The organism is Nonlabens xylanidelens, assembly GCF_002934445.1.
In the GTDB taxonomy this organism is placed as follows: domain Bacteria; phylum Bacteroidota; class Bacteroidia; order Flavobacteriales; family Flavobacteriaceae; genus Nonlabens; species Nonlabens xylanidelens.
In genome coordinates this window covers 128866-153808 of sequence record NZ_PTJE01000003.1, presented here as the reverse complement: position 1 = coordinate 153808, position 24943 = coordinate 128866, and the positions used below count along the sequence as shown (strand labels likewise).

Sequence of the window (24943 nt, the reverse complement as noted above, 5' to 3'; positions counted from 1 at the left end):
CTTCATTATGACTCGTAAAAAAATCATTTGGTTATTGGTTATAGCTATTCTAGGCTATCTAGGATATCAGGCGCTTTCCATTTTTGCTCTAGAAGAAGATAAAATTAATGCGGTATACCTAGTACCTAGAGATGCGGTGTTTTTTATGGAGATGGACGAGCCGTTGCGCAACATGAATACACTTGCTGAGAGTGAGATCTGGGATCATTTACAAACTAATGATGACATTCATAAAATGAGTGCCAAATTGAATGCCGTGGACTCTCTTTTTCAATCAGAGAGTGATCTTTTTGAAATGATAGGAGATCGTGATATTATTTTGAGCGCTCACATGATTAAGCGTGACGATTATGCTTTTCTATACATCGTAGATATGCAAAAATTATCGCAGCTCAATTTACTTAAAAACAATATTAACCAGTTGCTTACCGGTGATTTTACAGTTACAAAACGTCTTTATAAAGAGATAGAAATTACTGAGGTAACTGATAAAACTACCTATGAGATTCTGTCTATTGCCTTTGTGAAAAATCAGATGATAGCCAGCTATACGCACTCACTGGTAGAAAAAAGTATAGACGAATTTGCCTCTCCAGAAATAGGTCGCGACCTTCAGTTTCTAGAAATTCAAAGAGAAGTAAAACAGAACGATTTATTCCGTTTTTACTTAAATCATAAATACTTAACCGATTATTACAAAGCATTTTCTAACGATGAGAGCCCATTTGTAAAATTACTAGAAGATCATTTTAGTTTTTCTGGTTTTCAAATAGATGTCGATAACGATCGATTATTAGTAGCAAAAGGATATACTAACGGAGACCAGACAGCACAGAGTTTTATAAACGCACTGCATGAGTCTGGAACTGGTTCTATAGACGCCACTACGATTTTACCTCAAGAAACGGCATTGTATTTAAGTTTTGGTTTTGACGATTTTTCTACTCTACACCATAATTTTTACAACTTATTAGGTGAGCAGCAGCCAGAAATGGTGGCAGAATATGAAACGGGCAGGAAACAAATAGAAGAATTGCTAGATATAGACTTACAGCGTGATTTTTACGATTGGATGGATGATGAGCTCGCTTTCGCGAAAGCGGATGCCCCAAATTTATCTGAAAAAGAAGGTCTAGCACTTGCCATAAAAACAAAAGATACCGATGATGCTCTGGAAAGATTAAAATTTATTGAAGAACAAATAAGAAAGAAAACACCTGTAAAATTTAAAGAAGTAGATTACAGAGGTTATAAAATCAACTACTTAGAGATTAAAGGCTTTTTTAAATTGATCATAGGCTCACTGTTTGAGAATATTGAAAAACCATATTATACCATCATAGATGAATATGTGATTTTTAGTAACTCGCCCAAGACTTTAAAGTTATTCATAGACAGTTTTGAAGAAGAAACTACCTTAATGTCTGACGAGTATTATCGTGATTTTATTGATGAATTCAACTCTGAGAGTAATGTGTTTTTATATGTAGATACTAATAAGTTAAGTAATGCGTCTGGAAAATATCTCAATAAAAACTCTCGTAAAGAACTGAAACAAAACGAGGCTTTTTTCTCTCAGTTTACACAAATAGGACTGGAGTTAGAGGCACAAGAAAACTTCTTTGAGTCAAAGGCGGTTATACATTATGACCGTGATTATGACTATGAGGCTATACAACTAGAAGAACGCAATAAAGACGTACCACTTGATCTAGTGACTATTAAAAAAGAAGAAATAAATAAGGAAACCATCTTTAATATTGCTCCTATTTTCCCTGATGATTTCACGGCAAATTTTTACGAGCAAAAATTTAATAACGGTAAACTTAAAATGAAGGTTTATCTCAAGGATGGAATGCCAGACGGTCGTTATAAAGAATATTATTTTGATGGACAGTTAAAGATTTCTGGACGTTATGACGACGGTAAACAGGACGGTACCTGGAGAGCTTATTTAAGAGATGGAAAGTTATTCCATAAAAAGCGATTCTAATTTTATGAAATTTGGCTCGAAATATGATAACATAAGAACAAGGCCAGTTTCTTATTTATAGGAGACCTGCTGGTTGTGTCTCGATACTTATTACATTCATTTTATTACATTTATTCTATGAAAAAACTTCTTATTCTTATCACGATATTTTTAAGTTTGACAGCTGTCGCTCAAGAAGAAACCTTTTATCTCTTACCTAACGGTGAGATTATGAACGAGGCTAGTTTTGATAAACTCAAAGCAAGTTTAAAGGATATGGGAGATGTGAAAGCAGATTTTATCTCTACCATACGTCGCAATGACTCGGTTATAAAACGTACTAAGTTAGTTATTACTGAGAAATCGGATAGAAAACCCTTTGATCCGTTTGCTATTCATAGGGAGAAAATAGGAGAAAAGTTTGTGCTAGAAGACTTTAAAAAGGCAGATGGCTCTGTGCTTACTCTTAAAGATCTAGATGGTAAATCTACAGTACTTAATTTTTGGTTTACGAGTTGTGCGCCTTGTATAAGTGAGATGCCCAAATTAAATAGCCTTAAAAAACAAATGAGAGGCGATGTTAATTTTATCGCGATTACTTTTAATGAGAAGTCTAGAGTAGATGAGTTTTTAAAAACGACTAAATTCGACTTTGATCATATTACAGATGCTCGCAAACAAATAGATTCTTTAAGAATACAAGCATTTCCTATGACCATTTTATTAGATAAGAATGGCTTTATAAAAAATGTTTACGGAGATCTAACTTATCAAATGAATGATTTAAAATCTGATTTAAGAAAAGTAATGTAATAGAGTAGATTGAATCTTACTCTCGATCTTTTCTTTTTTCATTTAAACGTTGCTTAAAATTGCGACGTTTGCGGTCTTTTATACTGCCTTGTTTACTTTTATTCCAAAACATAAATATGACAAATGCCAGTAAAACGGCACCTATATAAATCCAGTCTTTATTCTCGCTTAAGATTTCCATGGTCTATTTCTTGTATCACTTTCTATAACGCCATCACGCAGTCTTATAACGCGATGTGCATGCTCTGCAATGTCTTCTTCGTGAGTTACTAATATTACCGTATTCCCGTCTGCATGGATTTTATCAAAAAGTGCCATGATTTCTACTCCAGTTTTAGAATCTAGGTTTCCAGTAGGTTCATCTGCAAGAATGATAGAAGGATTATTAACCAGCGCTCTTCCTACAGCTACACGCTGTCGCTGTCCACCAGATAATTGATTAGGCTGGTGATCCATGCGGTCTTCTAGGCCTACACTAGTAAGTACCTCTGTAGCTCTTGCAACACGGTCTTTCTTTGATTTACCTGCATATATCATAGGTAAAGCAACGTTATCTAGTGCAGTAGTTCTAGGCAGTAGATTAAACGTTTGGAATACAAAACCTATCTCGGTGTTTCTTATGTCTGCCAGCTGGTCGTCTGTGAGCATAGACACATCTGTACCATTAAGCTTATAACTACCAGCAGTAGGAGTGTCTAGACAGCCTAATAAATTCATTAAAGTAGATTTACCAGATCCAGATGGTCCCATAAAAGCGATGTAATCTCCTTTTTTGATTTCTAGATCGATTCCTTTAAGTACATGAACTACTTCCTGACCTAATTTAAAATCACGTATAATATTCTTTATTTCGATTACATTTTCACTCATGGAACTAAGTTATGAATTATAGTTTGTACGAGTATGACGCAGCAATTGTTTTTTAGTTACAATTTTATATAAAAACGTTCGGGCAATTGTTCTTTTCTAAAAAACACCATACCTATATCAAAGCAATCTACACTAGCGGTTACCTTAGAATGCGCGCATATTTTATTCCATGCAGCGGTCATGTCTGTAGACCAGTAAATATCATCAAAAACCACTACACTGTCATTGTGCACTTTATCCAGTATAGCTTCAAAATAATTTAATGTTGCTGTACCATCATGATGCCCATCTATATAAATAAGATCATAAGTAACTTCATTAAAATCATATTCATCAAAGAATTCTTTAAAAGTAGAAGCGATGCAGTTTACATTTTCAATACCGTTATCAACTAATGCAGTTGCGGCATATTCATAAACCTCTGGACTACCTTCTACGGTGGTAATTATAGCATCTGGTCTCGCTGTAGCCATAGCATGAGTCGCTATACCTAGTGATGTACCTAATTCAAGTACTGTATTTACTTTAAGATAATTGCAAATGCGATAAAGCATTTGCGCATCTTTTTGAGTACTGCAATTGTGTCTTAAAATGTCTTTTACCTTGCGGTCGTTAGTTTTAAAAACCCTGCTGCCCGCACCATGATCTTCTATATGAAGAGTTTTGTTAGACGCGTTAACACTATTGCGATATTGAGACAGTTTTAAGTAATCTGTATAGGTAGTAGAATCTTTAAGGCATTTTTTCTCTAGTTGAAACACAAATGGTGAGTGTATACCATGTAAATGAAACGACTTAAGAAGATGTGCGAAGTATGAAAATATGAAATGAAACAATGCTTAGTTTTTAAAGGAACAAAGATGCTTTAAAAATACTATTCGGCTTCTATTTTTTCAATTAACTGCTCAACAATAGCAGCAGACTCGTTATTGCGATTGGCTAGTTTTTTTGCTCTTTTTGCTGTTTTTAAAGCCTTTTTATCTTCTCCTGTTTTATGCAGTAAATGCGCTTTAGTCTCTAGATTAGAAACATTTTCTTCTAGTTCTATAGATCGGTTTATTAAAACTATAGCACAGTTTAAATCTTGTTTGTCATTAAGATTTTGATATATTTTCCAACTCAGTTCATTTAATTGGTGAGTACTGTACCAGAGTTGTTCTAAGTTTTTTTTAGTCAGCTTTTCATGAGCACCTTCTACTATTTCATATTTAGACGGTTTTCCTTTATAAGGTAGTAGATCGCCTTTTACAGTCAGACGGTCGTGTCTTTCTATCATTTTTACCATTTCGTCGCGACGCATGACACTACCGCTTTGTCCTAGTTTACGACCATTTTTAATAAAGAAATAAGTAGGTATGCTGTGAACTCCTAGAATATCATCGGCTATGTTATCATCGGTATTCATTTTATAAATAGTCACGTTAACAGACTCATCATCTGCTATGGATTTAATAACCGGTTTCATATACTGACACGGTCCACACCAGGGCGCAGTAAAATAGAGTACTTTGATCTGGTCGTCGTTTGCCATCACCGTTTCTTCCATATCTTCATCGGTCACATATTGTTGTGCTACGGATAGGTTAGAAAGTAAAAGTGAAAAAGTAATTATAAATAGAATTCTCATCGTGTCGATTTTATAGTTTAAGTAACTAATTTTATGCCAGTATTATTGTTGGATAAAAGATCCGCTTTCGCGAAAGCGAGATAAAAATAATCTAACAAACTCACAAAAGGCTCTCAATCGCTCAAAATAATAGACTAAAATGAACAACAGAAAGGATCAACTCAAAGCCATAGATAGATTATTAACCATTATGGATGAGTTGCGAGAGCAGTGTCCATGGGATAAAAAGCAAACGCTAGAGTCGTTGAGACACCTGACTATAGAGGAAACGTATGAGCTGGGCGATGCAATTCTAGATAAGGATATGGAAGAGATTCCTAAGGAATTGGGCGATTTATTACTGCATATTGTGTTCTATGCAAAAATAGGGTCGGAGACTAACGACTTTGATATCGCTAGTGTGGCAAACGGTATTTGTGATAAATTGATTTCTAGACATCCACATATTTATGGAGATGTAAAAGTAAAGGATGAAGAAGAGGTAAAAGCAAACTGGGAAGCGCTGAAATTAAAAGAAGGGAAATCTAGCGTGCTAGAAGGTGTGCCCAAATCACTGCCAGCACTGGTAAAAAGCCAGCGCATACAAGATAAAGTAGCTGGAGTAGGTTTTGATTGGGAAAAGCCAGAACAAGTAAAAGAAAAGCTAGAAGAAGAACTGGCAGAGCTGCAGGTAGAAATAGATGCAGGAGATAAGGATAAGATCGAGGCTGAATTTGGCGATGTGCTATTCTCACTAGTTAATTATGGTAAGCACTTAGGAGTAAATCCAGAAGATGCACTAGAACGCACGAACAAGAAATTTATAAAACGTTTTCAATACCTAGAATCCAAAGCTAAAGAACTGGGCAAAGAACTGAGAGATATGACACTTGCAGAAATGGATGTGTTTTGGGAAGAGGCTAAGAGGTTGTAAGGTTATGATTGAGAGTAACAACAAATCAATACGACAAAAAAATCTTTCTTTTTTTGAAGTAAAAAAAACTTTGATTAATCGAATAAGTCCAATCAGAAAACCTGTTTATATTCAATATTTAATGAATATAAGTGCCTTTTTAGTGCCTATTGTGATAATAGGTTGGGATGCGATGGGGAAAATTTATCAAATAGGTGCCTCTATTTTTATTGGTGTTAATTTTTTGATTCTTTTAATAAATTTAATTTATTCATTAAAGAAAATGGAAAAACCTGGTTTGATTAAAACGGGAACCTATTTAGATCTCTCTATTTATAAAGAGCGTTCTATATTGGTGAGAGTTTTATCTGGGTTTGCACTTATGACTATAATCTATTTTATTTGGTCTTTTTTTTCAGAGGTAAAATATGTATTTGAATGGGAACATATATTTGTTTATCTATCTGTAGCTTCTGTTATTTATATTTTAGTTAGCCTAATGTTATCTAGTAAGAATAACATTATCATGATCTTAAAGGTAGAATTAAATCGATTAAGAATAGGTTCTAATCAAGGTGAGAGCTATGTTTTTCTTTCTGAATTAAAGGAAGTTAGAATAGGAGATGAACATATTTCATTTGTACCTATAGCTGGACAGATAGAGCGTTTGAATAAATTAAAATTATCCCAAGTACAAAAAAAACAAGTTAAAGATTTTCTCGAAAAGTATTTAATAGATATACCTGTTACTATTTATAAATCAAAAAATTAGATTGTTAATGATGTAGATCAAAAGTAACTATGTGGAACAAAGATCAATTTTTAAAGAGAAAGCGACCGTCCTGGAAAAGCGTATTGTTTCATATTGTTATATGGGGCACATATGCTCTTGTTATTTTCAAAGATCTAACGGAGTATTTTACAGAATGGACTTTTTATTATGGTATACTATTGTTTTGGAGTCTTGTTTTATTATCTAATTATATAAATATAGGTAAACCAATAGGTAAGGTGATAAAAATTAATGCACATGATAAGTGGTATGATATGAGTAATTTTTTAAATAACATTTTACCATTTATTGCTATTTATTATTTTGGTACTCATGCCACAGAAGACTCCTGGATCATTTTACAACACTGGCCTTATTTAATTTTAGGATTTATTTTATTGCTAGTATATAAATTCTATACCAATAAAGAAGTAGTAGAGAGAATTATTAAAGTAGAAGAAGGTAGTTTGTATTTTGAGGAAGCAAAATCAACCTACTACGCACCGATAGCAGATTTTGATAAAATAAGAATCAGTTATAATAAAATAAGCGCAATAGCAAAAGACGGTAGAAAAGATAGACTAGGTGGCTATACGATGACAGATGGTGATATTCTTAATCTAGTGGCGTTCCTGAAAGAAAACGCGCCTAATGTTGAACTAGATGTCTTATTTGAAGATACTAAAGATTGATGATGGAAATAAATTCACAGAATAACAGATTTATAGTTTTGGATAGTTTGCCAGCTTATGATGTGATGTATGTCCCTATCACTCCTTATAAAGTTAATACCTATTCAGAAGGTCTTGTAATACGATTTTTTAAAAATGATGGAACTAATTGGATAGCAAATGTTCATTTAGGAGGTAAATCCTTTAATCATGTTAGAGCTTTTAAGAAATGCAATTTATTATTAATTATTGCTGGTGGTAGATGTTATTTGATAAATCCTGATAATGAACATGTTTATGATAGTTTAGATTATGTAGGTTTTAATAGTTTGATTGAGAACCCATTAGGAGGATTTATTCTCGAAGATTCTTTAGGTATAATGATATTTGATGAAATGGGTAATCACAGCTATGAATATAGTATATCATATGGAGGATTTAAAAATCTAACTATTCAAAATAATGTTTTATGTGGTTATGCTCTTGATTTAAACTCTAGTTATAATCAAGATTATTATTTTTCTTTAAATTTAAAAAGTAGGAAATTAAAAGGTGGTGTTCCAAAATCAAGCGGAAATAGTGTTACTTCTTGGTGGAGATTTTGGTAAATAAATCAGACACAAAAAAAACCGATGCCTTACAGCATCGGTTTTCATCTTTTTCAAAGCAATTTTAATTCTAAAATTTATTTTGATGTCACGTAAAATGCGTGAATCATTCCTGGTATTCCACCTAATAAGGTTAGAATAACATTAATTATAAAGTCTTTACCTAATCCTTTGTTCATCGCTACACTTAAAGGCGGTAAGAAAATGTTTAATATGATAGTAAGAATGCTCATAGTTAGTTTTTTTTTGATATATCCAAATTTACTGATTGATAATCGTTTAATTTCTTAAAATATTACGAATTGTTATTCTATTAACTTAAACGGCTACTTTTTAGATGTTGTGTAAAATGCGTGAACTATACCTGGTAAATAACCTAAGAAGGTGAGGATTATATTTATAGTAAGATCTTTACCAGCACCTTTTTTAAGCGCAACGCTTATAGGTGGTAAGAAAATGTTTAATAGAATGGTAAGAATGCTCATAATGGGTTGGTTTAATTCATGTAATGTAAGAAAGATTAACGAATTCATTATGTAGTAAGTTACAATAAAAGGGAATGTCTGGATTTAAACTAAGGCAAAAGATACCTATAACTAGACATAAAAAAGCCCTGACTTTTAGGTCAAGGCTTTTGGTATAAGTGGTAAAGGATAAGTGTTAAATACCTGTAAAAGTACTAGGTGTAATCACTCTCATTTCAGCTTTAATATCCTCACTAACGTTTAAGGTTTCTATGAAGTTTGCAATACTCTTACCAGTGATTTTTTCATTAGTACGAGTTAATTCTTTTAAAGCTTCATATGGATTTGGGTACGCCTCACGACGTAAAATAGTCTGTATAGCCTCTGCTACAACAGCCCAGTTGTTTTCTAGATCTTGTGCAATCTTTGCCTCGTTTAATAAGAGCTTATTAAGTCCTTTTAAAGTAGCTTTAAACGCTATTATAGTATGTGCAAGTGGTACACCTACATTTCTCAATACGGTAGAATCTGTAAGGTCACGTTGTAATCTAGATATAGGTAATTTTGCTGCTAGGTGTTCAAAAAGAGCATTGGCAATTCCTAGGTTTCCTTCAGAATTTTCAAAGTCGATAGGGTTTACTTTGTGCGGCATGGCACTAGAACCTATCTCACCAGCTTTGATCTTTTGCTTAAAGTAATCCATAGATATGTACGTCCAGATATCACGATCTAGATCTATAAATATGGTGTTGATTCTTTTTAAATTGTCAAAAAGAGCAGCCATATGGTCATAATGCTCAATTTGTGTTGTTGGGAAACTGTGTTTTAAACCTAAACGACTCTCAACGAAATCTTCTCCAAAACGCTGCCAGTTCACTTCTGGAAACGCCACGTGATGTGCGTTATAATTACCTGTCGCACCACCGAATTTTGCTGCGTGCTGTACTTGCTCCAGCATATTCATTTGCTCTTCTATACGTACTACAAATACATAGAACTCCTTACCTAAACGAGTAGGAGATGCTGGCTGTCCATGAGTACGAGCTAGTAATGGGATGTCTTTCCACTCATTTGCTAGTCTGTGAATATCGTCACGTACGGCTTCTAATTCTGGTAAATACACATTTTCTATAGCATCTTTAATAGATAGAGGTATAGCTGTGTTATTTATATCTTGAGAGGTAAGTCCAAAGTGTATGAACTCTTTATGGTCAGATAACCCTAACGTATCAAATTGTTCTTTCAAGAAATATTCTACAGCTTTGACATCGTGGTTAGTAACCTTTTCTATGTCTTTAATAGCTTGTGCATGCTCATCATTAAACTTGCGGTACAAGTCTCTTAATTGTTCTTGAGTTTGCTCAGGTAGTGGTTGTAGTTGTTTGATTCCGCTTTCGCTTAAAGCGATAAAATACTCTACTTCTACAAGAACGCGGTAACGTATCAGTGCAGACTCAGAAAAGTAATTTGCAAGTGGCTCGACTTTAGAACGGTAACGTCCATCGATAGGAGAAATAGCTTGTAAAGCAGTAGGCATAATTGTGTCTTTAAAGCGTGCTAAATTACGGTTTTAATAATTGATTATAGATCTATTGAGAGTCTATTTTGGCTAAGATTATTCTGGCACTAGATTTAAAACCGTTACCATAATCTTCTTGTAATTTTTGTTGTAAAACTGGCGCTAGTTCTGGATATATCCACTCAAACTCTTTGCCTAATTCAAAGAGACTGTAAACAGAATAAGCCATGTTTGCTGTCTTATCGGTAGTTATTAATTCTTGAAAACAACCTTCTACCATGCTTTCTCTTATGGGTTTAAGAAGTAGTTTTTTTACTTTGTTATCTTTTTTGCTATAGAATTGTTTGGTTAAAATTCCAGATATTTTACACAAAGCACGCATGCCAGAAGAGTTGATTTCTAACTCGTATAATTCACCTATTTCCTTTAAAAATGGATAGCAAGCATATTCATGAATTAAGAAAGATTGCTCCAGACTCCAGCAGGCTTGGTGAGAAACGCCACTTTCTGGACGACACAATTCTATAAGTTCTGGTAACAGATTAAATTCTACAGCAGCGGTTCCTAGCCGCACACGTTCTGCCTTATAGGCTTTTAGTTTTTTTAAATTCTGTTTTAAATCTGCAGCGGTCATTGTGGGTATTTTTACTTAAAAATAAGGTCTGCAATCTCATTTTCTGTTCCTGCCATGTGATCACCACCAGTAATAATGTGGTAAATACGATTTTCTTTACGTACCATAAGTGCTGGTGAATTCCAGTCTATACCGTCTTTCCATACAGCTTCACTACCAGATTTTAACTCCATGAGTCTGGTATAACTAGATGTAGCTATGGAATCATTTTTAAAGATATATTCGATCATAGTTCCTTGAGGAAAAACGTCACCATTTCTCTTTACCTGGGCTTTGTATTGAAAACTGTTCTTTTTAACGACCGTTTTTCCTACGTCTTTTAAAGCACGTTCTATGTTCTCAATTCCTTTAGAATACGTCTCATCTACATCATAAAAACCAGGAGGTGAAAGTAATCCGTTGTGGTTGCTTATGACATATTTATATTTAGATGCTTCTAATTTTGATTTGTATGCTGATAGGTAAGAGGTAACATTTGAACTTGTGCTGTCAGTAACAGACTCTTTTATTGGCCTAGATTCTGTGGTAGGAACGATCACATCTTCTACCATTTCACGTTCTACGTCTTTTTTATTGTCGTGATTACAACTAACTAGAAACAAGATCGATAAAAAGCTTAAAAGTGTTTTCATTATTTTTCTATATTTAATAAATCGGCTACCATTTGTACGCCTGTGCTTGCTTTTTCTTTGATAACAGTAAGTTTTCCATGAGATTCTATAGAAGGTGCAGGGTCTACAAAATAAATAGGTGTAGTGCTAGGTGCAAAATCTTTGAGTCCAGCAGCAGGGTAGACCTGTAACGATGTCCCTATTATAAGGAGTACATCTGCTTTTGAGACCAGTTCTATAGCTTGTTCCATTGCAGGCACTTCTTCACCGAACCATACTATGTGTGGTCGCAATTGAGAACCATCGGCACTTAAATCACCTATTACTATATCGCCATCGCAATCTTGAATTTCATTACTATTCTTAGAGCTACGTGCTTTTTTTAACTCGCCGTGTAGGTGAATTACGGTAGAAGAACCAGCACGTTCATGTAGGTCATCCACATTTTGAGTAATAACCTGCACGTTATAGTTGCGTTCTAATCCTGCAATACAAAAATGGGCATCATTAGGCGCCACTTCTTTTAGTTGCGCACGACGCTTGTTGTAAAAATCTAAAACTAATGCAGGGTTTGCTGCATAACCGTCTGGCGAGGCGACTTCCATAATGTCGTGACCTTCCCATAAACCACCGGCATCTCTAAAGGTTGCGATACCACTTTCTGCACTAACACCTGCGCCAGATAGGACTACTAGATTTTTCATTTGATTTGTTTTACGGTTTAAAAATAGACATTATTTAAAAGATCTCTAACATTTTAATCGTGGTGTGAGCCATTACATATAATTTAGAACAATGGTGTTTACAACCTTTAGAATTTGAGAATTTAAGCCGTTTTATCGTTATAAAGAACTGTGAATTTATGTATAATGTTTATGTAGGTTCCGCTTTCGCGAAAGCGGACATATAACTATCTTTACCGACCTTAAAAAGCAATGGATTTATGAGAGTTTCCTATAACTGGATCAAGCAATTTATCAACGTGCCAGAAGCGCTGGAAGAACATACTGCCTTATTAACCTCTCTAGGGTTAGAAGTAGAAGGTTTAGAAAAATTTGAAAGCGTTAAAGGTGGGCTGGAAGGCATAGTCGTAGGTTATGTAGAGTCTTGCGAGCAGCATTCTAATGCAGATAAACTTAAGGTAACAAAGGTTAATCTAGGTACAGAAACGGTTCAAATAGTTTGTGGCGCGCCTAATGTTGCCGCAGGTCAGAAAGTGCCTGTTGCTACCATAGGTACTACTTTATATGATGATAAAGGTGAAGCCTGGAAAATCAAAAAAGGCAAAATAAGAGGTGAAGAAAGTCATGGAATGATATGTGCCGAAGATGAGTTAGGTCTAGGTAAGTCACATGACGGTATCATGGTTCTAGATGAGAATCTAGAGGTAGGTACGCCGCTTAAAGATGTAGTAGATATAGAACTGGATCATGTTATAGAAATAGGTTTAACGCCTAACAGGTCTGACGCGATGTCGCACATGGGTGTGGCACGTGATTTAAGAGCTGGACTAGCCGTTAATGCAGACGCGGTAGAGTTTATTACACCATCTGTGAGTGGTTTTCATGTAGATAGTCGCTCTTCTAGAGTAGATATAGAAGTAGAAAATACAGATCTAGCACCGCGTTATTGCGGTGTGACCCTTACAGGAATTAAGGTTAAGGAATCTCCAGAATGGATTAAAAATAGATTAAGCGCCATAGGTATTGCGCCTAAGAATAATGTAGTAGATGTTACTAATTATGTAATGCACGAGTTAGGACAGCCGCTTCATGCCTTTGATTTATCAAAAATTGCTGGTAATAAAATTATAGTAAAAACTCTTGAGAAAGACACGCCGTTCACAACCTTAGATGGTGTAGAGCACAAGCTTCATGAAGATGATTTAATGATATGTGATACAGAAAAGCCTTTGTGTATCGCAGGTGTTTATGGTGGTGAGAATAGTGGTGTTACTGAAGGGACGACTTCTATTTTCTTAGAAAGTGCGTACTTTAATCCAGTAAGCGTGCGTAAAACTGCAAAAAGACACAACTTTAATACCGATGCCTCTTTTAGATTTGAGCGTGGTATAGATCCTAATATTACAGAATATGCTCTTAAAAGAGCCGCATTGTTAATTCAGGAAACTGGAGGTGGTGAGATATCTAGTGATATTACAGACTTGTATTCTCAGAAAATTGAAGATCAACAAGTATTCTTAACTTATCAAAAGGTAAACTCTTTAATAGGTCAAGAAATACCTAAAGAAGAGATTAAAAGTATTTTAAGAACTCTAGATATAAATGTAAATAACGTAACAGAAACTGGTATAGGACTTACTATTCCGGCTTATAGGAATGATGTAACTCGCCCAGCAGATGTTATTGAGGAGATATTAAGAGTTTATGGTTATGACCGTATAGAAAGCTCTTCAAAGATTAATGCAACTATTGCAAAGTCTTCAAAACTAGAAAACAATAGAGTACAAAATATTGTAGCACAGCAACTGGTAGGGCAGGGCTTTATTGAGATGATGGCAAACAGCTTAACATCTGAAAAGAACCACACACTTACTGAACAAATTTCACCTAAAAACCAGGTGAGTATGTTAAATCCTCTAAGTAGTGATCTTGCTGTAATGAGACAGAGTTTAATTTATGGAGGTCTAGAAGCGATCGCTTATAACTTAAATAGAAAACAAGAGAACTTAAGGTTATTTGAATTCGGTAGTAGTTACCACCAGTATCAAGAACGTCAGTTTACAGAAAATAAGCATTTGAGTATTTTAACAGCTGGTAATACTTCTAGTCCTACATGGAATGGTCCATCACAACCAGCAGATTTCTTTTATCTTAAAGGTGCTGTGATTGCTGTTTTAAAGCGTTTAGGAATTAATACTATAAATGAAAAACCTACTAAATTAGATTTCTTAAGTGAAGGTATTGCATTAAGTAGTGGTGCAAAAATTGCCGATCTAGGTGTGGTAAAAAAGAAGGTTGCAAAGAACTTCGGTATAGAGGTAACCGTACATTTTGCAAATATTTATTGGGATGAGGTGTTAAAAATAGTTTCTAAGGAATATACTCCCGTTACTGATATACCTAAATTCCCTGAAGTGAGCAGAGATTTTGCATTGTTAGTAGATGATGCTGTGAATTTCAAACAACTTAGAGAAATTGCTTTAAATTCTGAAAAGAAGATTTTAAAGTCGGTGCAGCTTTTTGATGTTTATGAGGGTAGTAAGTTACCTAAGGGTAAAAAATCTTATGCTTTAAACTTTACACTTCAAGACACAAATAAAACACTTACAGATAAACAAATAGATAAGACTATGAATAAGATACAACAACAGCTAGAGAGTCAGGCTGGTGCGGTATTGAGGTAGATAGTTCTATGTTTAAAAAGATCATTAAAAGGGTAATAAGTTTGTTCAGTGCTGCGTGTACTGAACAAACTGTTATCAAGATCAACGATGACTCTTTTCATACATTGAAATCTTTGATCAATAAGGATCAATATGCAGGTGGTGTTAAGTCTAACGGCTTTGAGTTTAGAGCTAGAAGATTTCCTAACAATATAGAAATATCTGTAAATGAATCTGATGATGGTACTTATATCATTGTTGCAGATTTTTTATTTCCTTTTGCCTATTACGCATTTCTTCTTATTACAGTAGGAATTTTTAACTATGTATTCTCGTACTACTTTTGGACCGTTATAGGTATATCCACATTTGTAATTCTTATCGTAAATAATTTAATAAGTTGGTCTCGACAAAAGCATGTGGACTATTTTCTGATGAATTATTTTAAAAATAAACGTGGGTATTCTAAAAGCTCTGCTAACCCAAATAGATATTAATGATTTCTATATTTCTAGATTTTATTGACGGTGCTTATAAAGAGAAAACTTCTATTAAAAGAGATGCCACTTCTAGCAAAATTATGGAAGCGCTTGCTAAAAGTGATTATTATGATGGTGAAGTAAGTTTGTATGAGGGGTATTTTGTTCCTAAAAAGAAGTTTCCTAACAATTTGAAAATTTGCTTGTCAACTTCTAAGGATGATTTTTATATCGTTTCCAATGATCATATTCATGTTCCTATGCGATACGGTTTTGGTTTAGCGTTTTTAATTTGTTTATTATTCAGCTTAATCCCAATTTTGAATGGTATTTTTTACTTAGCACCTTTTTTGTTTTTAATATTTTGGATTATATCTAGGGTGTCTAGAATTTTATTAAAGGATGATGTTCATCTTTTTTTAGAACGTTATTATAAGAAGGAGCACGAGCATTCTAAAAGCCCTAGAAACCCTAATAGATATTAATAGATTGTATTTTCCACTTTCGCGAAAGCGGAAAATACAATCTCATTTTGAAATTATAGAGGCTCCTTTACGACCTATACGGTGAAGGAGTTTGTTGTTTTTGCAACATGACTTGTTTAATACTCACTCGTTTAATCAGGAAGTTGTTATGTGGAATCGCACTAATATTGAAGAAAAGCTCAAGAAATCTAAAGCAAAAAACTTTAAAGGAACTGAAATCATGGATCAGGTGGCAGCTATTCTTAAAGAAGATGATAGGAGGGAAGATGCGATTATGGCGCGTATGAAAAGCCCGCAAAAACCCACGCCTCGCAATCATTTTAATATCGATTTATTAAATAAAGATCGCATTTATCACATAGATCAAATACAAGATATTTGTATCACCTATAGATTACGATTTCTAGACACCAAGTATTTTAAGAACGAGATACCTTATGAGGCTTTGATGAGGATTAAAGAAATGGAAAAGGCTCACAATATAGAAATGCGTGGTTTTAAAATAGTGGCACCATCTAAAATGTTCAAATTAGAAGATGCAGATGATCCGTTACTTTTTGCACCTATAGGAAATGGTTATTTCTATCTTATTCATAAATGGGGAAATGATTTAAACCCTTTTAGAAAAATTTGGGCATGGAATTTTAAGAGTTTTGAAAACCTTATTTTCTCTACTGTAATCGTGAGTCTTTTATTGGCCTATTTAATTCCTAATGGAGTCTTTTCAAAGGATACTACAAATGTTCAATTTTTATTAATTTTCTTTTTTACTTTCAAATCTATCGCAGCTATAGTGTTGTACTACTCGTTTGCAGCAGGTAAGAATTTTAATATTGCCATATGGAATTCAAAGTATTTTAATGCTTAATTTTTGACATACTATATAACTAGTTTTTCAAAGCAATTGCATTATATCAAGCATTCATATTTGCCTCTTAAGGAGTACTTTTTATCTATCTTTGCCGGATAAAACATTATTATGGCAGTTAGAAAAAGAAATCCGATTTTAGGAAGTATTATGGCAGTAGCTTTTATAGGTTTTGGTGCTTATAGATTATATGCTCATTTTGGATTAGGTGAAGAGATGGCTTCATGGAGACTTGTATTATCAGCTGGTTTTATAGCTTATGGACTATATATTGCCTATACATTATTACCTAAGAAAGATGTCTAATCAAGATTCTAACAAACGTAAATACACCTTGTTATTATCTATAGCTTTTATTGGTATAGGCGCATGGAAACTGTACGATAAGTTTGTACAAAAATCTGAAGTAGAGAGTTATCAATGGATTCTAGCTGCAGGACTTATAGTTTTAGGAATCTATCAATTGATAGGGTTAAGAAAAAAGTAGTTCTACAAAAAGTTTACTTTTATAAAATAGAAAAACGGCTATCAAATTTAATTTGATAGCCGTTTTTTATTTTAGTAAGGAACTATATTTAAAGGCCTTGTTTTATTGCAGCCATTTTAATCGCTGCTACAGCTGCTTCACTACCTTTATTTCCATGAATACCACCGCTGCGTGCAACAGACTGTTCATGAGTATTATCTGTTAAAACACAAAAGATAACTGGTACTCTAGATTTATTTAAATTTAAATCTTTAATACCGCTAGTAACGCCGTTACATACAAAGTCAAAATGTGCCGTTTCTCCTCTTATAACACTACCTATGGCAATGACAGCATCTAGAGGTTTACGTAGTTTGCTATCTTTTATAGGATAAGTAGCATATTGCATGTTTTTACATCCGTAAATAAGTTCAAAAGAACCAGGTACATCCATACGGAATATACGCTCTGGATCAATACCACAATCTAGTAACGTTTCTTGAGCACCTTTAAAAAGGTTTTCAGTAATATCGTCATTCCACTCAGATACAACTATACCTATACGCATGTCAGTAGCGTCTGGCATACTTTCTTTATCGTAATGTGATAGATCTTTTCCTACGGTTGCCATAGTGTCTTAGTTAGAAGCTGCTTGAGCCTGTCCTAGAAGTACCTGTGCAGTCTTAAATTCTTCTGCATTAGGATAGTTCTCTTCAATTCTTTCTAGAGCTTTTACAGCAGTGCTGTTATCTCCAGTTGTTAAAGCTACTTGAGCAGCTTTAAGTAAATACTTAGGAGTTGTAAATTCATTTTCATTAGTCTCTGCAGCATTCATGTAATAAGAAACAGCATCACCAGCCTGACCAGCTTGTACAAGTGCATCACCTATTCCAGCTTGTGCGATAGACTGTAATACAGAATCACCACCATCATATGCCTTAAGATAATCGATAGCTTTTTGTAGCTTATCACCACCTATGTTTAAGTATGCCATACCAGCCTGGTAAGTAGCAATGTTACCTACATCAGTACCACTGTACTCTTCAGATATTTTTATTAAACCGAATTTTCCATTAACACCTTCTAGTGCTAGTGTATAAAGTGAGTCTTTTTCTTTACCAGTAGAGTTAAGAGCAAGATCGTAATATTTGTTTGCTTCAGTAGTTTCTGAAACAGCCTCTTCTTGTTTAGGTTCTAGAACAAACTGACTATAAGCCCAAGCGCATAATGCACCTATAGCTATAACAGCAACTACTATTATAAGAGTTTTTTGGTTTTTTTCTAACCATTCTTCTGTTTTGTTAGCACCTTCATCTAGGGTACTAAATACTTCAGCTGTAGTAGATTCAGAGTCATCAAAGATTTCTTCTTTCTCTATTTTTTCTGGTTTTGTTTTCGGTTTGTATCCTCTTTTGTTATAAGTAGCCATAGTAGTCATTAATTGAACGCGCAAAAATATAATTTTTATCCATATATAAAAATGTGTGAAAGCTTTATTCTCTACCTTTTCTTAGGTTAAATTTGCAAATGTCTTATATAGATGGTTATTATTCCGCTTTCGCGAAAGCGGAATACTTTTAAATCATTAATCCACAATTAGTTACCGTATTCTTCTATGCATCTTAATTCTATTAGTCTTATTAACTATAAAAGCTTTTCTTCGGCAGAATTTGACTTCGATAAGAAGATAAATTGCTTTGTAGGGAACAATGGTGTAGGAAAAACCAACGTTTTAGACGCGATTTATCACCTTGCTTTTGCCAAAAGTTACTTTAATCCCATTACTATTCAGAATATTAAGCATAATGAAGAGTTTTTTGTGGTTAATGGTAATTTTTCTAAAAAAGATCAAGATGAAAAAATAGTAGTCAGCGCAAAAAAAGGAGTGAAGCGTGTGGTAAAACGCAATGGTAAAATATATGACAAGATTAGTGATCACATAGGGTTAATACCTCTGGTTATAATTTCTCCAGCAGATAGAGATTTAATAATAGAAGGTAGTGATACCAGACGCAAGTTTTTAGATGGAGTGATATCACTAAGCAACTCGTTGTATTTAACTAAGTTAATTAATTACAATAAACTGGTACAGCAGCGTAACGCATTGCTTAAGTACTTCTTTATCAATCGTACTTTTGATAGTGATGCTCTTGCTGTTTATGATGAACAACTAATTGTTATAGGTGGTTTTATTCATAAAACTAGAACCGAGTTTTTAGAATCTTTTACTCCTATTTTTAAGAAATATTATCATCAAATTTCTCGATCAGAAGAGGTAGTGGATATATATTACAAAGCCGATTTCAATAACGCAGATGCTGCACAAGTTTTAAAAAGTGCTCAACAAAAAGATATGCAGTTGCAGTACACTAGTGTGGGAACGCATAAGGACGATTTGTTATTCTTGCTGGATAATCATGCCGTTAAAAAATTTGGTAGTCAGGGGCAACAAAAAAGTTTTCTAACGGCATTAAAACTGGCGCAGTTTGAGTTCATAAAACAAGAAAGTGGTACCGTACCTATCTTACTATTAGATGATATTTTTGATAAATTAGATGAATCTAGGGTAGCACAAATTATAGACATGGTTAACGACGATCAATTTGGACAGCTATTTATAAGCGACACACATCCTGAAAGAACGGAAGCCGTTATTAAACAAACAGAGCAATCTTATAAGATATTTAAATTATGAAAAATCTAATTTATACAGTACTAGCTGTTTTATTTATTTCATGCAGTAGTAACGAGGACAAGATACAAGCAATAGAAGGTTACTGGAACATAGATCAAGTCGTTTTACCTAATGGAAGTGAACGTGAGTTCCCTTTTTCAAATCATATGGACCATTTTGAAATAGATGGATTTAAAGGTGTAAAAAATCGTGTAAGTCCAACTTATGATGGTAGCTTTGTATCCTATGGTGATCCTGTGAGTTTTGTTTGGGAAGAAAAAGAAGGTGATTTATGGCTTTCTTTTAAACAAGGAGAACAAGCCTATACTCAGAAAGTCGAAAAAGCAACTGAAGAGACTTTGGTTTTAATTCATGAGAACGGTACGAGATACACCTACAAAGCATATACGCCAGATGAGAAACAATAAGAAGAACGATTTTGTAAGCATGAGTGATTTATTAAGTGATTTTAAATCACAAAGTAAGTTGCAAAAAGGTTTTGAAAAAGTAGATGTAGAAGGAGCATGGAATACCATCATGGGACCAGGTGTTACTAACTACACCACGCAATTAAAGTTTACAGCAGGAACTTTATTTGTTAATTTATCATCTTCTGTATTAAGACAAGAACTTATGTATGGTCGTACCATGATCATTAAAAACCTTAATGAGCATTTAGGTAAAGATATGATAGAAAAAATAGTGTTGAGGTAGTAAACTATTATTTAAACTGTACTGGTGCGCTGTCTACTTCTTCACTTGCTTTTACCTCTCTAGCTTTAACCATTTTCTTTTTGAAGATGCGTTCATACAGCTCTTTAAGACTGTCAAAGTTTATACGGTATTGTAGTCCTAAACCTTGAGTATAGTCTTCTTGTTGTCCTAGTTGTTGTAAGGTGTTTTCTCTATTAAATAGTTTTAAACGTAGAGTTCCATCTTCATTTATTAAGAATTCAATTTCTACATTACCTATTACAGCTCTTTCACTAGAACTGGTAGAGCCCACAGGAACACCTAGTTTACCATTAATTAAAACACGGTCTGTTATTTGTGTACTTAGTGTTATACCAAAACGGTCTGCACGTTCCAGGTCAGAATTAGGGTTACGTTCTGACGCTTCATAGCTTACTCCAAAGTTAAATTTACTATCCTCACGACTCACTAGGTCATTTACAATTCCTGTAACACTTTCTACCACGTTACCAGTAACAGCATTTTGGCCTATGCTATTTGGGTTGTAGAATGAGCCTGTAGCTACTAGTGATAGTGCTTGCAACTGTCTTTGAGATTTGTCATCTAGTCTGTACTGTAATTCTGAGCTTACAACAGAATTGGTATTAGGAAATCTAATAACAAACTCAGGATCAAAGAAACTTAAGTCACCTTGTAATTTAGTAAGAACCTCTACAGGAACTTGTGCGTTAAGGTTAGGGTTATCTAGTAATATAGAAGGGTTTGCTCTAGTATTGTATACGGCTTCTACATCTATATTTGCATTAGTAGGATCTCCATTCCAGTCCATGGTACCACCTGGTTCTATAGTAAAGTTTTTATTTACGATACCAGCATATTTAAAATTGTATATACCCTCAGTAACAATAAAATCACCGTTCATTATAAATTTACCGTTGGTATTAATCTCTAATAGCAAATTACCGACACCTCTACCGCGTATATAACTTCCGTTAGTTGGGTCTACTGTTATTTCGACTTCGGCATCAGGTGTGACTTGCAGTTCAAACCTTAGTTCTAGACCACTTATTTTATCTGTAATAACTTGCTCGCCAGAAATACGTGCTTTCTTTTCTTCAGGACTTAAAAAGTAAATGGCAGATGTGTCACCTAGAGACTCACCGTCATCTATAGGGACTTTAAAAACGGTTCCCTCACCAGTAGTAGCGATTACGTTAATGAAAAGCTCATTAGTAGGGCCTGTAATAGTGGCCTGTCCATCGATAAATGCAGTTCCATAATAAAGAGCATCTGGTGTCAATTGCGTGTCTAGAGCAAGCAATTTTTCTGATTCTATTTTAAGATCTAGATCCCAAAAACCAAAGTTTTTATGATTTATAGTACCAGATAGAACACCTCTGGTATTGTATTTTGTATCCTTGAGTTGTAAACTATTGAAATCAAAAGAGGTTGATGTAATTGAAATCTGTGAATTATTCTCAATATCAAAATCGGTGTTTAAGTAAGGAACTCTTAGACCTGCATCTCTCGTTTTGAGAGAGCCCACTATATCTGGTGCTTGTAGGTCTCCTGTTAATCTTGCTTGTCCAGATGTAAAACCTCTTATATTATCGAGAACTTCACCACCTAAGGGACTTAAGGCGACGAGATTAAAATCTTTAAAAACTGCGTTAACATCTATCTTACTGGTGGCTCCACTCGCATCAATATTACCAGATGCTGTAAATGTTTTTTGAACATCATCTTTAAGCTGCGCGTTGACATTGTATCTACTTAGGTCATCATTTCCAGTAACAGATAGCTCAAAATTACCTAATGGTGTTTCATTTACCTCAAATCCTTTTACCGTAAAATCACTAGTAGGCGCATACTTACCGTTAATTTGTTTTAACGATAGATCTCCATCTATGTGTCCTTTTAGTTTTAAGCTGTCTATAGGAGATGTAAGACTAGAGAGGCGTACATCTTTAAAGTCTAGGTGAAGATCTTTGGTGTCTTTTCCAGCAACATCACCTACTATAGTAATTAATTCTTCTTGGTGTTTTGCAACGAGGCTGTCTAATTTAAAAGTTTTAAAATCATGGTCAAATTTTAATTTCACTTCTTGATCTTGTTTATTTAAAAACCATTTTTGACCTTGAAAAACGACATCACTTTTTCTTATCCCTACAACAGACTCATTATTATCATTAATAGTGTGATAGAAACTCAAATTGAATTTATCAGTCTCACGTGCTGTACTATTAAACTTAGTACGGAAAAGTAAAGTGTCCTTATTAGTAACGTTTATCAACTGAAAGTCTTCAATATCATAAACACCATTTTTTACTTGGTCTACTTTAATGAATGTATTAAATAATGGGTTTTGATTGTTTATTTGAACATTAACCTGATCCAGTTCAATATCATAAACCTTAATATCTGGAGATCTAAATGTCATTCTAAACTGAGCCTCGTTACTAGCTACTTGACCTTTTAAAATAGTATTTTCACCTAAGTCAATTTCAGGGAATACAAGATCTACTATTTTATCATAAATTTTAAACTCATAATCAAGATATTGATCTTTAGTAATATTTTCTGACCTATAGTTGGTGTAAACGTTACCTATACTATTTTTAAATAGTTCAGGGATTTCAGCAAGTTTAAATACTCCAGATAGTTCACCTTCTATAATGTCGGGACTATTAATAGTGATGAGTCTCTCGTCGTTTATAAAAGATGATTCTATTGCAAAATCTTCAAAGACATAATCGTCATTATGGTTTTTGTAACTAGCATTATTAATTTTTATAGAACCTACAGCATCGTCCAGTGTGGTCCCTTTCATGTTCATGACTATATTTCCTTTTAGAATAGCTAGAGAGTCACGAGTAAACACATTGATAGCTTTTAAATTCGCATGTTCTATTCTAGCTTTAAAGTCATAGGTGTTAACAGCAGCGGTAAGGTCGGCTAGTCCATTAAAGTTCATTCTAAGATTAGGATCATTGATAGAAACTTTCCCTCTAAAAATAGGTTTCTTAAACTTCCCATTAACCACTATGTTCTTATAAGAATAGCCATTAAAATCTAGTTGGGCTACTTCACCTCTTAGCGTAGTGTTTACTTTTTCAGGATCAAAACCACGTCCATCAACATCTAGATCTAAGGTCACTACACCAAATTCTTCTAGACCTAGTATAGAGCCTAATTGAACCTGATTTAATTTAATATTTCCATTATAAGCGATATTGCCACTTTGAATATCGTTTAAAACTAAATCAGAATTAAAATTACCCTTACGTGTAGATCCGGATAATTTAGTTACCACTCTGTTGGCATTGACACTTGCATAACCAGCAGCTTTAATGGTTCCTAATTGGTTCAATTCGGTAGGCATTGTATTACCTAGAATATTGGGTAAAAATCGTTTTAAGTCTGTGTTACTTATTTGTAGATTATCAAAATCACCTTCTATAAAAAAGTCATCTTCATTTTCTATAAGATTCTTAAATCGCATATTACCATCTATAGTGATATCGCTCAATGTTGTAGCGAGCATGTTATTTACAGTAAAGTCATTTAATGGACCTGTGAGTACACCGGTTAATTGTACTGTTTCATTCTCGATTATTTCATCATAGAATTTTCTCAACTCGTTAGTAGATAAATCAGCTTTTTTAATATGAAAATCCCAATCGACCTTATTTACAAAATCGATAAAATCTTCTCTATTATAAGACATTTTTAAGTCACCTTCAAGAATAGACCCAGCGGTATTAATAACTAAGTCGGTTGCGAGTATTTGTGATGGGGTATAGGAAAAATCAGTTTTGAGATTTTTAACCTTTAAAATTTTATTACCATTTACATCTGGTTTCATTACACCAGTGTACATGTCAAAATTAGCATCTTCTATCACGGCCGAAATGTTAGAGCCCTCAATCTTTAACCCATCAGATTGTAGATTGAAATTTGTTGCCATAAAAGTTTCAGGATACTTTAAATTTTCATCAACTATACTTATTCTAGAATTAGTAATGTTTAAATCGTCAGTGGTAAGTATAAATGGTGTTGTAGATGTCCCTTCACTTTCTCCAAATTTATTGATGAATTCTGTTAAATTATCGTCACTATCACCTTTATACCTTTTCATGTGAAAATAAAGCCCATCTATAGAAGTGTCACCTAAATCAGGCTGTCCACCCAACAAATCTCCAAAACCTAATATAGAAGATTTAAGTTCTTTAAAATAAAAGATCGTATCCTTTCTAGAATCTAGAGCTCTTGATTCTCTGAGTATTACGTCTCCTGAAAATGAGATGTCTATAGATTCTATTTTGAGATCTGTATCATATTCTTCGTTAAGATAGGTCGTCGCACGATCTGCAGCTGCGGTTTGCACAGCTGGAAAAGAAAAAATTACTACTAATAAAATAAATAGTATTAGAAGTACAAGAGCGGCTTTCGCTAGTATTTTAAGAAGCTTCTTAATGA

28 protein-coding genes are annotated in these 24943 nt (G+C 34.0%); 15 read left to right on the top strand and 13 right to left on the bottom strand.

Annotation, left to right across the window (positions count from 1 at the left end):
- The first annotated feature begins 7 nt into the window (after positions 1 to 7).
- Both LY01_RS08080 and LY01_RS08075 read left to right on the top strand, forming a co-directional pair.
- A complete protein-coding gene (locus LY01_RS08080) occupies positions 8 to 1993 on the top strand; it encodes a DUF3352 domain-containing protein (RefSeq protein WP_104515339.1) in 1986 nt (661 codons plus the stop codon).
- 117 nt (positions 1994 to 2110) lie between these two features.
- Positions 2111 to 2785, top strand: coding sequence for a TlpA family protein disulfide reductase (locus LY01_RS08075; RefSeq protein ID WP_104515338.1), 675 nt, complete (start codon positions 2111 to 2113; stop codon positions 2783 to 2785).
- A 16-nt stretch (positions 2786 to 2801) separates the two neighbouring features.
- Here LY01_RS08075 and LY01_RS15140 read toward each other — a convergent pair whose 3' ends face one another.
- From LY01_RS15140 to LY01_RS08060, 4 genes are all read right to left on the bottom strand, one after another.
- Positions 2802 to 2966 (bottom strand): hypothetical protein, encoded by a 165-nt coding sequence (locus LY01_RS15140; RefSeq protein WP_170034568.1) that lies wholly within the window; start codon positions 2964 to 2966, stop codon positions 2802 to 2804.
- Complete coding sequence (locus LY01_RS08070; RefSeq protein ID WP_104515337.1) at positions 2954 to 3655, bottom strand: ABC transporter ATP-binding protein; 702 nt, start codon at positions 3653 to 3655, stop codon at positions 2954 to 2956. The genes LY01_RS15140 and LY01_RS08070 overlap by 13 nt, the downstream gene beginning before the upstream one ends.
- Positions 3656 to 3711: 56 nt before the next feature.
- On the bottom strand, positions 3712 to 4416 hold the full coding sequence (locus LY01_RS08065) for an O-methyltransferase (protein WP_245890657.1): 705 nt from the start codon (positions 4414 to 4416) through the stop codon (positions 3712 to 3714).
- Between the two features lie 113 nt (positions 4417 to 4529).
- Positions 4530 to 5282 (bottom strand): thioredoxin family protein, encoded by a 753-nt coding sequence (locus tag LY01_RS08060; RefSeq protein ID WP_104515335.1) that lies wholly within the window; start codon positions 5280 to 5282, stop codon positions 4530 to 4532.
- A gap of 139 nt (positions 5283 to 5421) precedes the next feature.
- Here LY01_RS08060 and mazG point away from each other — a divergent pair, with 139 nt between their 5' ends.
- The 4 genes from mazG to LY01_RS08040 all read left to right on the top strand — a co-directional run bounded on the left by mazG (position 5422) and on the right by LY01_RS08040 (position 8225).
- Positions 5422 to 6195 carry a nucleoside triphosphate pyrophosphohydrolase gene (gene mazG, locus LY01_RS08055; protein WP_104515334.1) on the top strand — a complete coding sequence of 258 codons (774 nt, stop codon included), beginning with the start codon at positions 5422 to 5424 and terminating at the stop codon, positions 6193 to 6195.
- A 121-nt stretch (positions 6196 to 6316) separates the two neighbouring features.
- Positions 6317 to 6946, top strand: coding sequence for a hypothetical protein (locus tag LY01_RS08050; RefSeq protein ID WP_105023059.1), 630 nt, complete (start codon positions 6317 to 6319; stop codon positions 6944 to 6946).
- A 29-nt stretch (positions 6947 to 6975) separates the two neighbouring features.
- Positions 6976 to 7638, top strand: a complete 663-nt coding sequence (locus LY01_RS08045; protein ID WP_104515332.1) for a hypothetical protein — start codon at positions 6976 to 6978, stop codon at positions 7636 to 7638.
- A gap of 2 nt (positions 7639 to 7640) precedes the next feature.
- Entirely contained in the window at positions 7641 to 8225 is a 585-nt protein-coding gene (locus LY01_RS08040) for a hypothetical protein (protein WP_104515331.1), read from the top strand.
- Between the two features lie 77 nt (positions 8226 to 8302).
- Here LY01_RS08040 and LY01_RS08035 read toward each other — a convergent pair whose 3' ends face one another.
- The 6 genes from LY01_RS08035 to LY01_RS08010 all read right to left on the bottom strand — a co-directional run bounded on the left by LY01_RS08035 (position 8303) and on the right by LY01_RS08010 (position 12157).
- Positions 8303 to 8458 carry a YqaE/Pmp3 family membrane protein gene (locus LY01_RS08035; protein ID WP_104515330.1) on the bottom strand — a complete coding sequence of 52 codons (156 nt, stop codon included), beginning with the start codon at positions 8456 to 8458 and terminating at the stop codon, positions 8303 to 8305.
- Between the two features lie 93 nt (positions 8459 to 8551).
- Positions 8552 to 8710, bottom strand: coding sequence for a YqaE/Pmp3 family membrane protein (locus LY01_RS08030; RefSeq protein ID WP_104515602.1), 159 nt, complete (start codon positions 8708 to 8710; stop codon positions 8552 to 8554).
- 175 nt (positions 8711 to 8885) lie between these two features.
- Positions 8886 to 10226, bottom strand: a complete 1341-nt coding sequence (gene purB / locus LY01_RS08025; protein ID WP_211289288.1) for an adenylosuccinate lyase — start codon at positions 10224 to 10226, stop codon at positions 8886 to 8888.
- A 52-nt stretch (positions 10227 to 10278) separates the two neighbouring features.
- Positions 10279 to 10842 (bottom strand): adenylosuccinate lyase, encoded by a 564-nt coding sequence (locus LY01_RS08020; protein WP_104515328.1) that lies wholly within the window; start codon positions 10840 to 10842, stop codon positions 10279 to 10281.
- An 11-nt stretch (positions 10843 to 10853) separates the two neighbouring features.
- On the bottom strand, positions 10854 to 11474 hold the full coding sequence (locus tag LY01_RS08015; RefSeq protein ID WP_104515327.1) for a hypothetical protein: 621 nt from the start codon (positions 11472 to 11474) through the stop codon (positions 10854 to 10856).
- Positions 11474 to 12157, bottom strand: coding sequence for an SIR2 family NAD-dependent protein deacylase (locus LY01_RS08010; RefSeq protein ID WP_104515326.1), 684 nt, complete (start codon positions 12155 to 12157; stop codon positions 11474 to 11476). Before LY01_RS08010 ends, LY01_RS08015 begins: the two co-directional genes overlap by 1 nt.
- A gap of 239 nt (positions 12158 to 12396) precedes the next feature.
- Between LY01_RS08010 and pheT the strand changes: the two genes are divergently transcribed.
- The 6 genes from pheT to LY01_RS07980 all read left to right on the top strand — a co-directional run bounded on the left by pheT (position 12397) and on the right by LY01_RS07980 (position 17118).
- Positions 12397 to 14820, top strand: a complete 2424-nt coding sequence (gene pheT, locus LY01_RS08005; RefSeq protein WP_104515325.1) for a phenylalanine--tRNA ligase subunit beta — start codon at positions 12397 to 12399, stop codon at positions 14818 to 14820.
- 8 nt (positions 14821 to 14828) lie between these two features.
- Positions 14829 to 15296 carry a hypothetical protein gene (locus tag LY01_RS08000; protein WP_104515324.1) on the top strand — a complete coding sequence of 156 codons (468 nt, stop codon included), beginning with the start codon at positions 14829 to 14831 and terminating at the stop codon, positions 15294 to 15296.
- Entirely contained in the window at positions 15296 to 15763 is a 468-nt protein-coding gene (locus tag LY01_RS07995; protein WP_104515323.1) for a hypothetical protein, read from the top strand. Before LY01_RS08000 ends, LY01_RS07995 begins: the two co-directional genes overlap by 1 nt.
- A 148-nt stretch (positions 15764 to 15911) precedes the next feature.
- Complete coding sequence (locus LY01_RS07990; RefSeq protein ID WP_104515322.1) at positions 15912 to 16631, top strand: hypothetical protein; 720 nt, start codon at positions 15912 to 15914, stop codon at positions 16629 to 16631.
- 111 nt (positions 16632 to 16742) lie between these two features.
- Complete coding sequence (locus LY01_RS07985; protein WP_104515321.1) at positions 16743 to 16937, top strand: hypothetical protein; 195 nt, start codon at positions 16743 to 16745, stop codon at positions 16935 to 16937.
- Positions 16930 to 17118 (top strand): hypothetical protein, encoded by a 189-nt coding sequence (locus LY01_RS07980; RefSeq protein ID WP_104515320.1) that lies wholly within the window; start codon positions 16930 to 16932, stop codon positions 17116 to 17118. The genes LY01_RS07985 and LY01_RS07980 overlap by 8 nt, the downstream gene beginning before the upstream one ends.
- 88 nt (positions 17119 to 17206) lie before the next feature.
- Here LY01_RS07980 and ribH read toward each other — a convergent pair whose 3' ends face one another.
- Together ribH and LY01_RS07970 are read right to left on the bottom strand one after the other, a co-directional pair.
- Positions 17207 to 17728 carry a 6,7-dimethyl-8-ribityllumazine synthase gene (gene ribH / locus LY01_RS07975; protein WP_104515319.1) on the bottom strand — a complete coding sequence of 174 codons (522 nt, stop codon included), beginning with the start codon at positions 17726 to 17728 and terminating at the stop codon, positions 17207 to 17209.
- A gap of 6 nt (positions 17729 to 17734) precedes the next feature.
- A complete protein-coding gene (locus LY01_RS07970; RefSeq protein ID WP_245890656.1) occupies positions 17735 to 18550 on the bottom strand; it encodes a tetratricopeptide repeat protein in 816 nt (271 codons plus the stop codon).
- A gap of 162 nt (positions 18551 to 18712) precedes the next feature.
- On the opposite strand from LY01_RS07970, the gene recF reads away from it, so the two are divergent.
- Genes recF through LY01_RS07955 form a run of 3 tightly spaced genes read left to right on the top strand, consistent with a single transcriptional unit; the run spans position 18713 to position 20485 of the window.
- Positions 18713 to 19792: a DNA replication/repair protein RecF gene (gene recF / locus LY01_RS07965; protein ID WP_104515318.1), complete on the top strand. Its 1080-nt coding sequence runs from the start codon at positions 18713 to 18715 to the stop codon at positions 19790 to 19792.
- The gene (locus LY01_RS07960; protein ID WP_104515317.1) at positions 19789 to 20199 is read left to right on the top strand and encodes a lipocalin-like domain-containing protein; all 411 of its coding nucleotides are present in this window, start codon (positions 19789 to 19791) and stop codon (positions 20197 to 20199) included. Before recF ends, LY01_RS07960 begins: the two co-directional genes overlap by 4 nt.
- The gene (locus tag LY01_RS07955; protein WP_104515316.1) at positions 20186 to 20485 is read left to right on the top strand and encodes a DUF721 domain-containing protein; all 300 of its coding nucleotides are present in this window, start codon (positions 20186 to 20188) and stop codon (positions 20483 to 20485) included. The genes LY01_RS07960 and LY01_RS07955 overlap by 14 nt, the downstream gene beginning before the upstream one ends.
- A gap of 7 nt (positions 20486 to 20492) precedes the next feature.
- On the opposite strand, the gene LY01_RS07950 is transcribed toward LY01_RS07955, so the two are convergent.
- Positions 20493 to 24851, bottom strand: a complete 4359-nt coding sequence (locus tag LY01_RS07950; RefSeq protein WP_245890655.1) for a translocation/assembly module TamB domain-containing protein — start codon at positions 24849 to 24851, stop codon at positions 20493 to 20495.
- Positions 24852 to 24943: the final 92 nt, after the last annotated feature.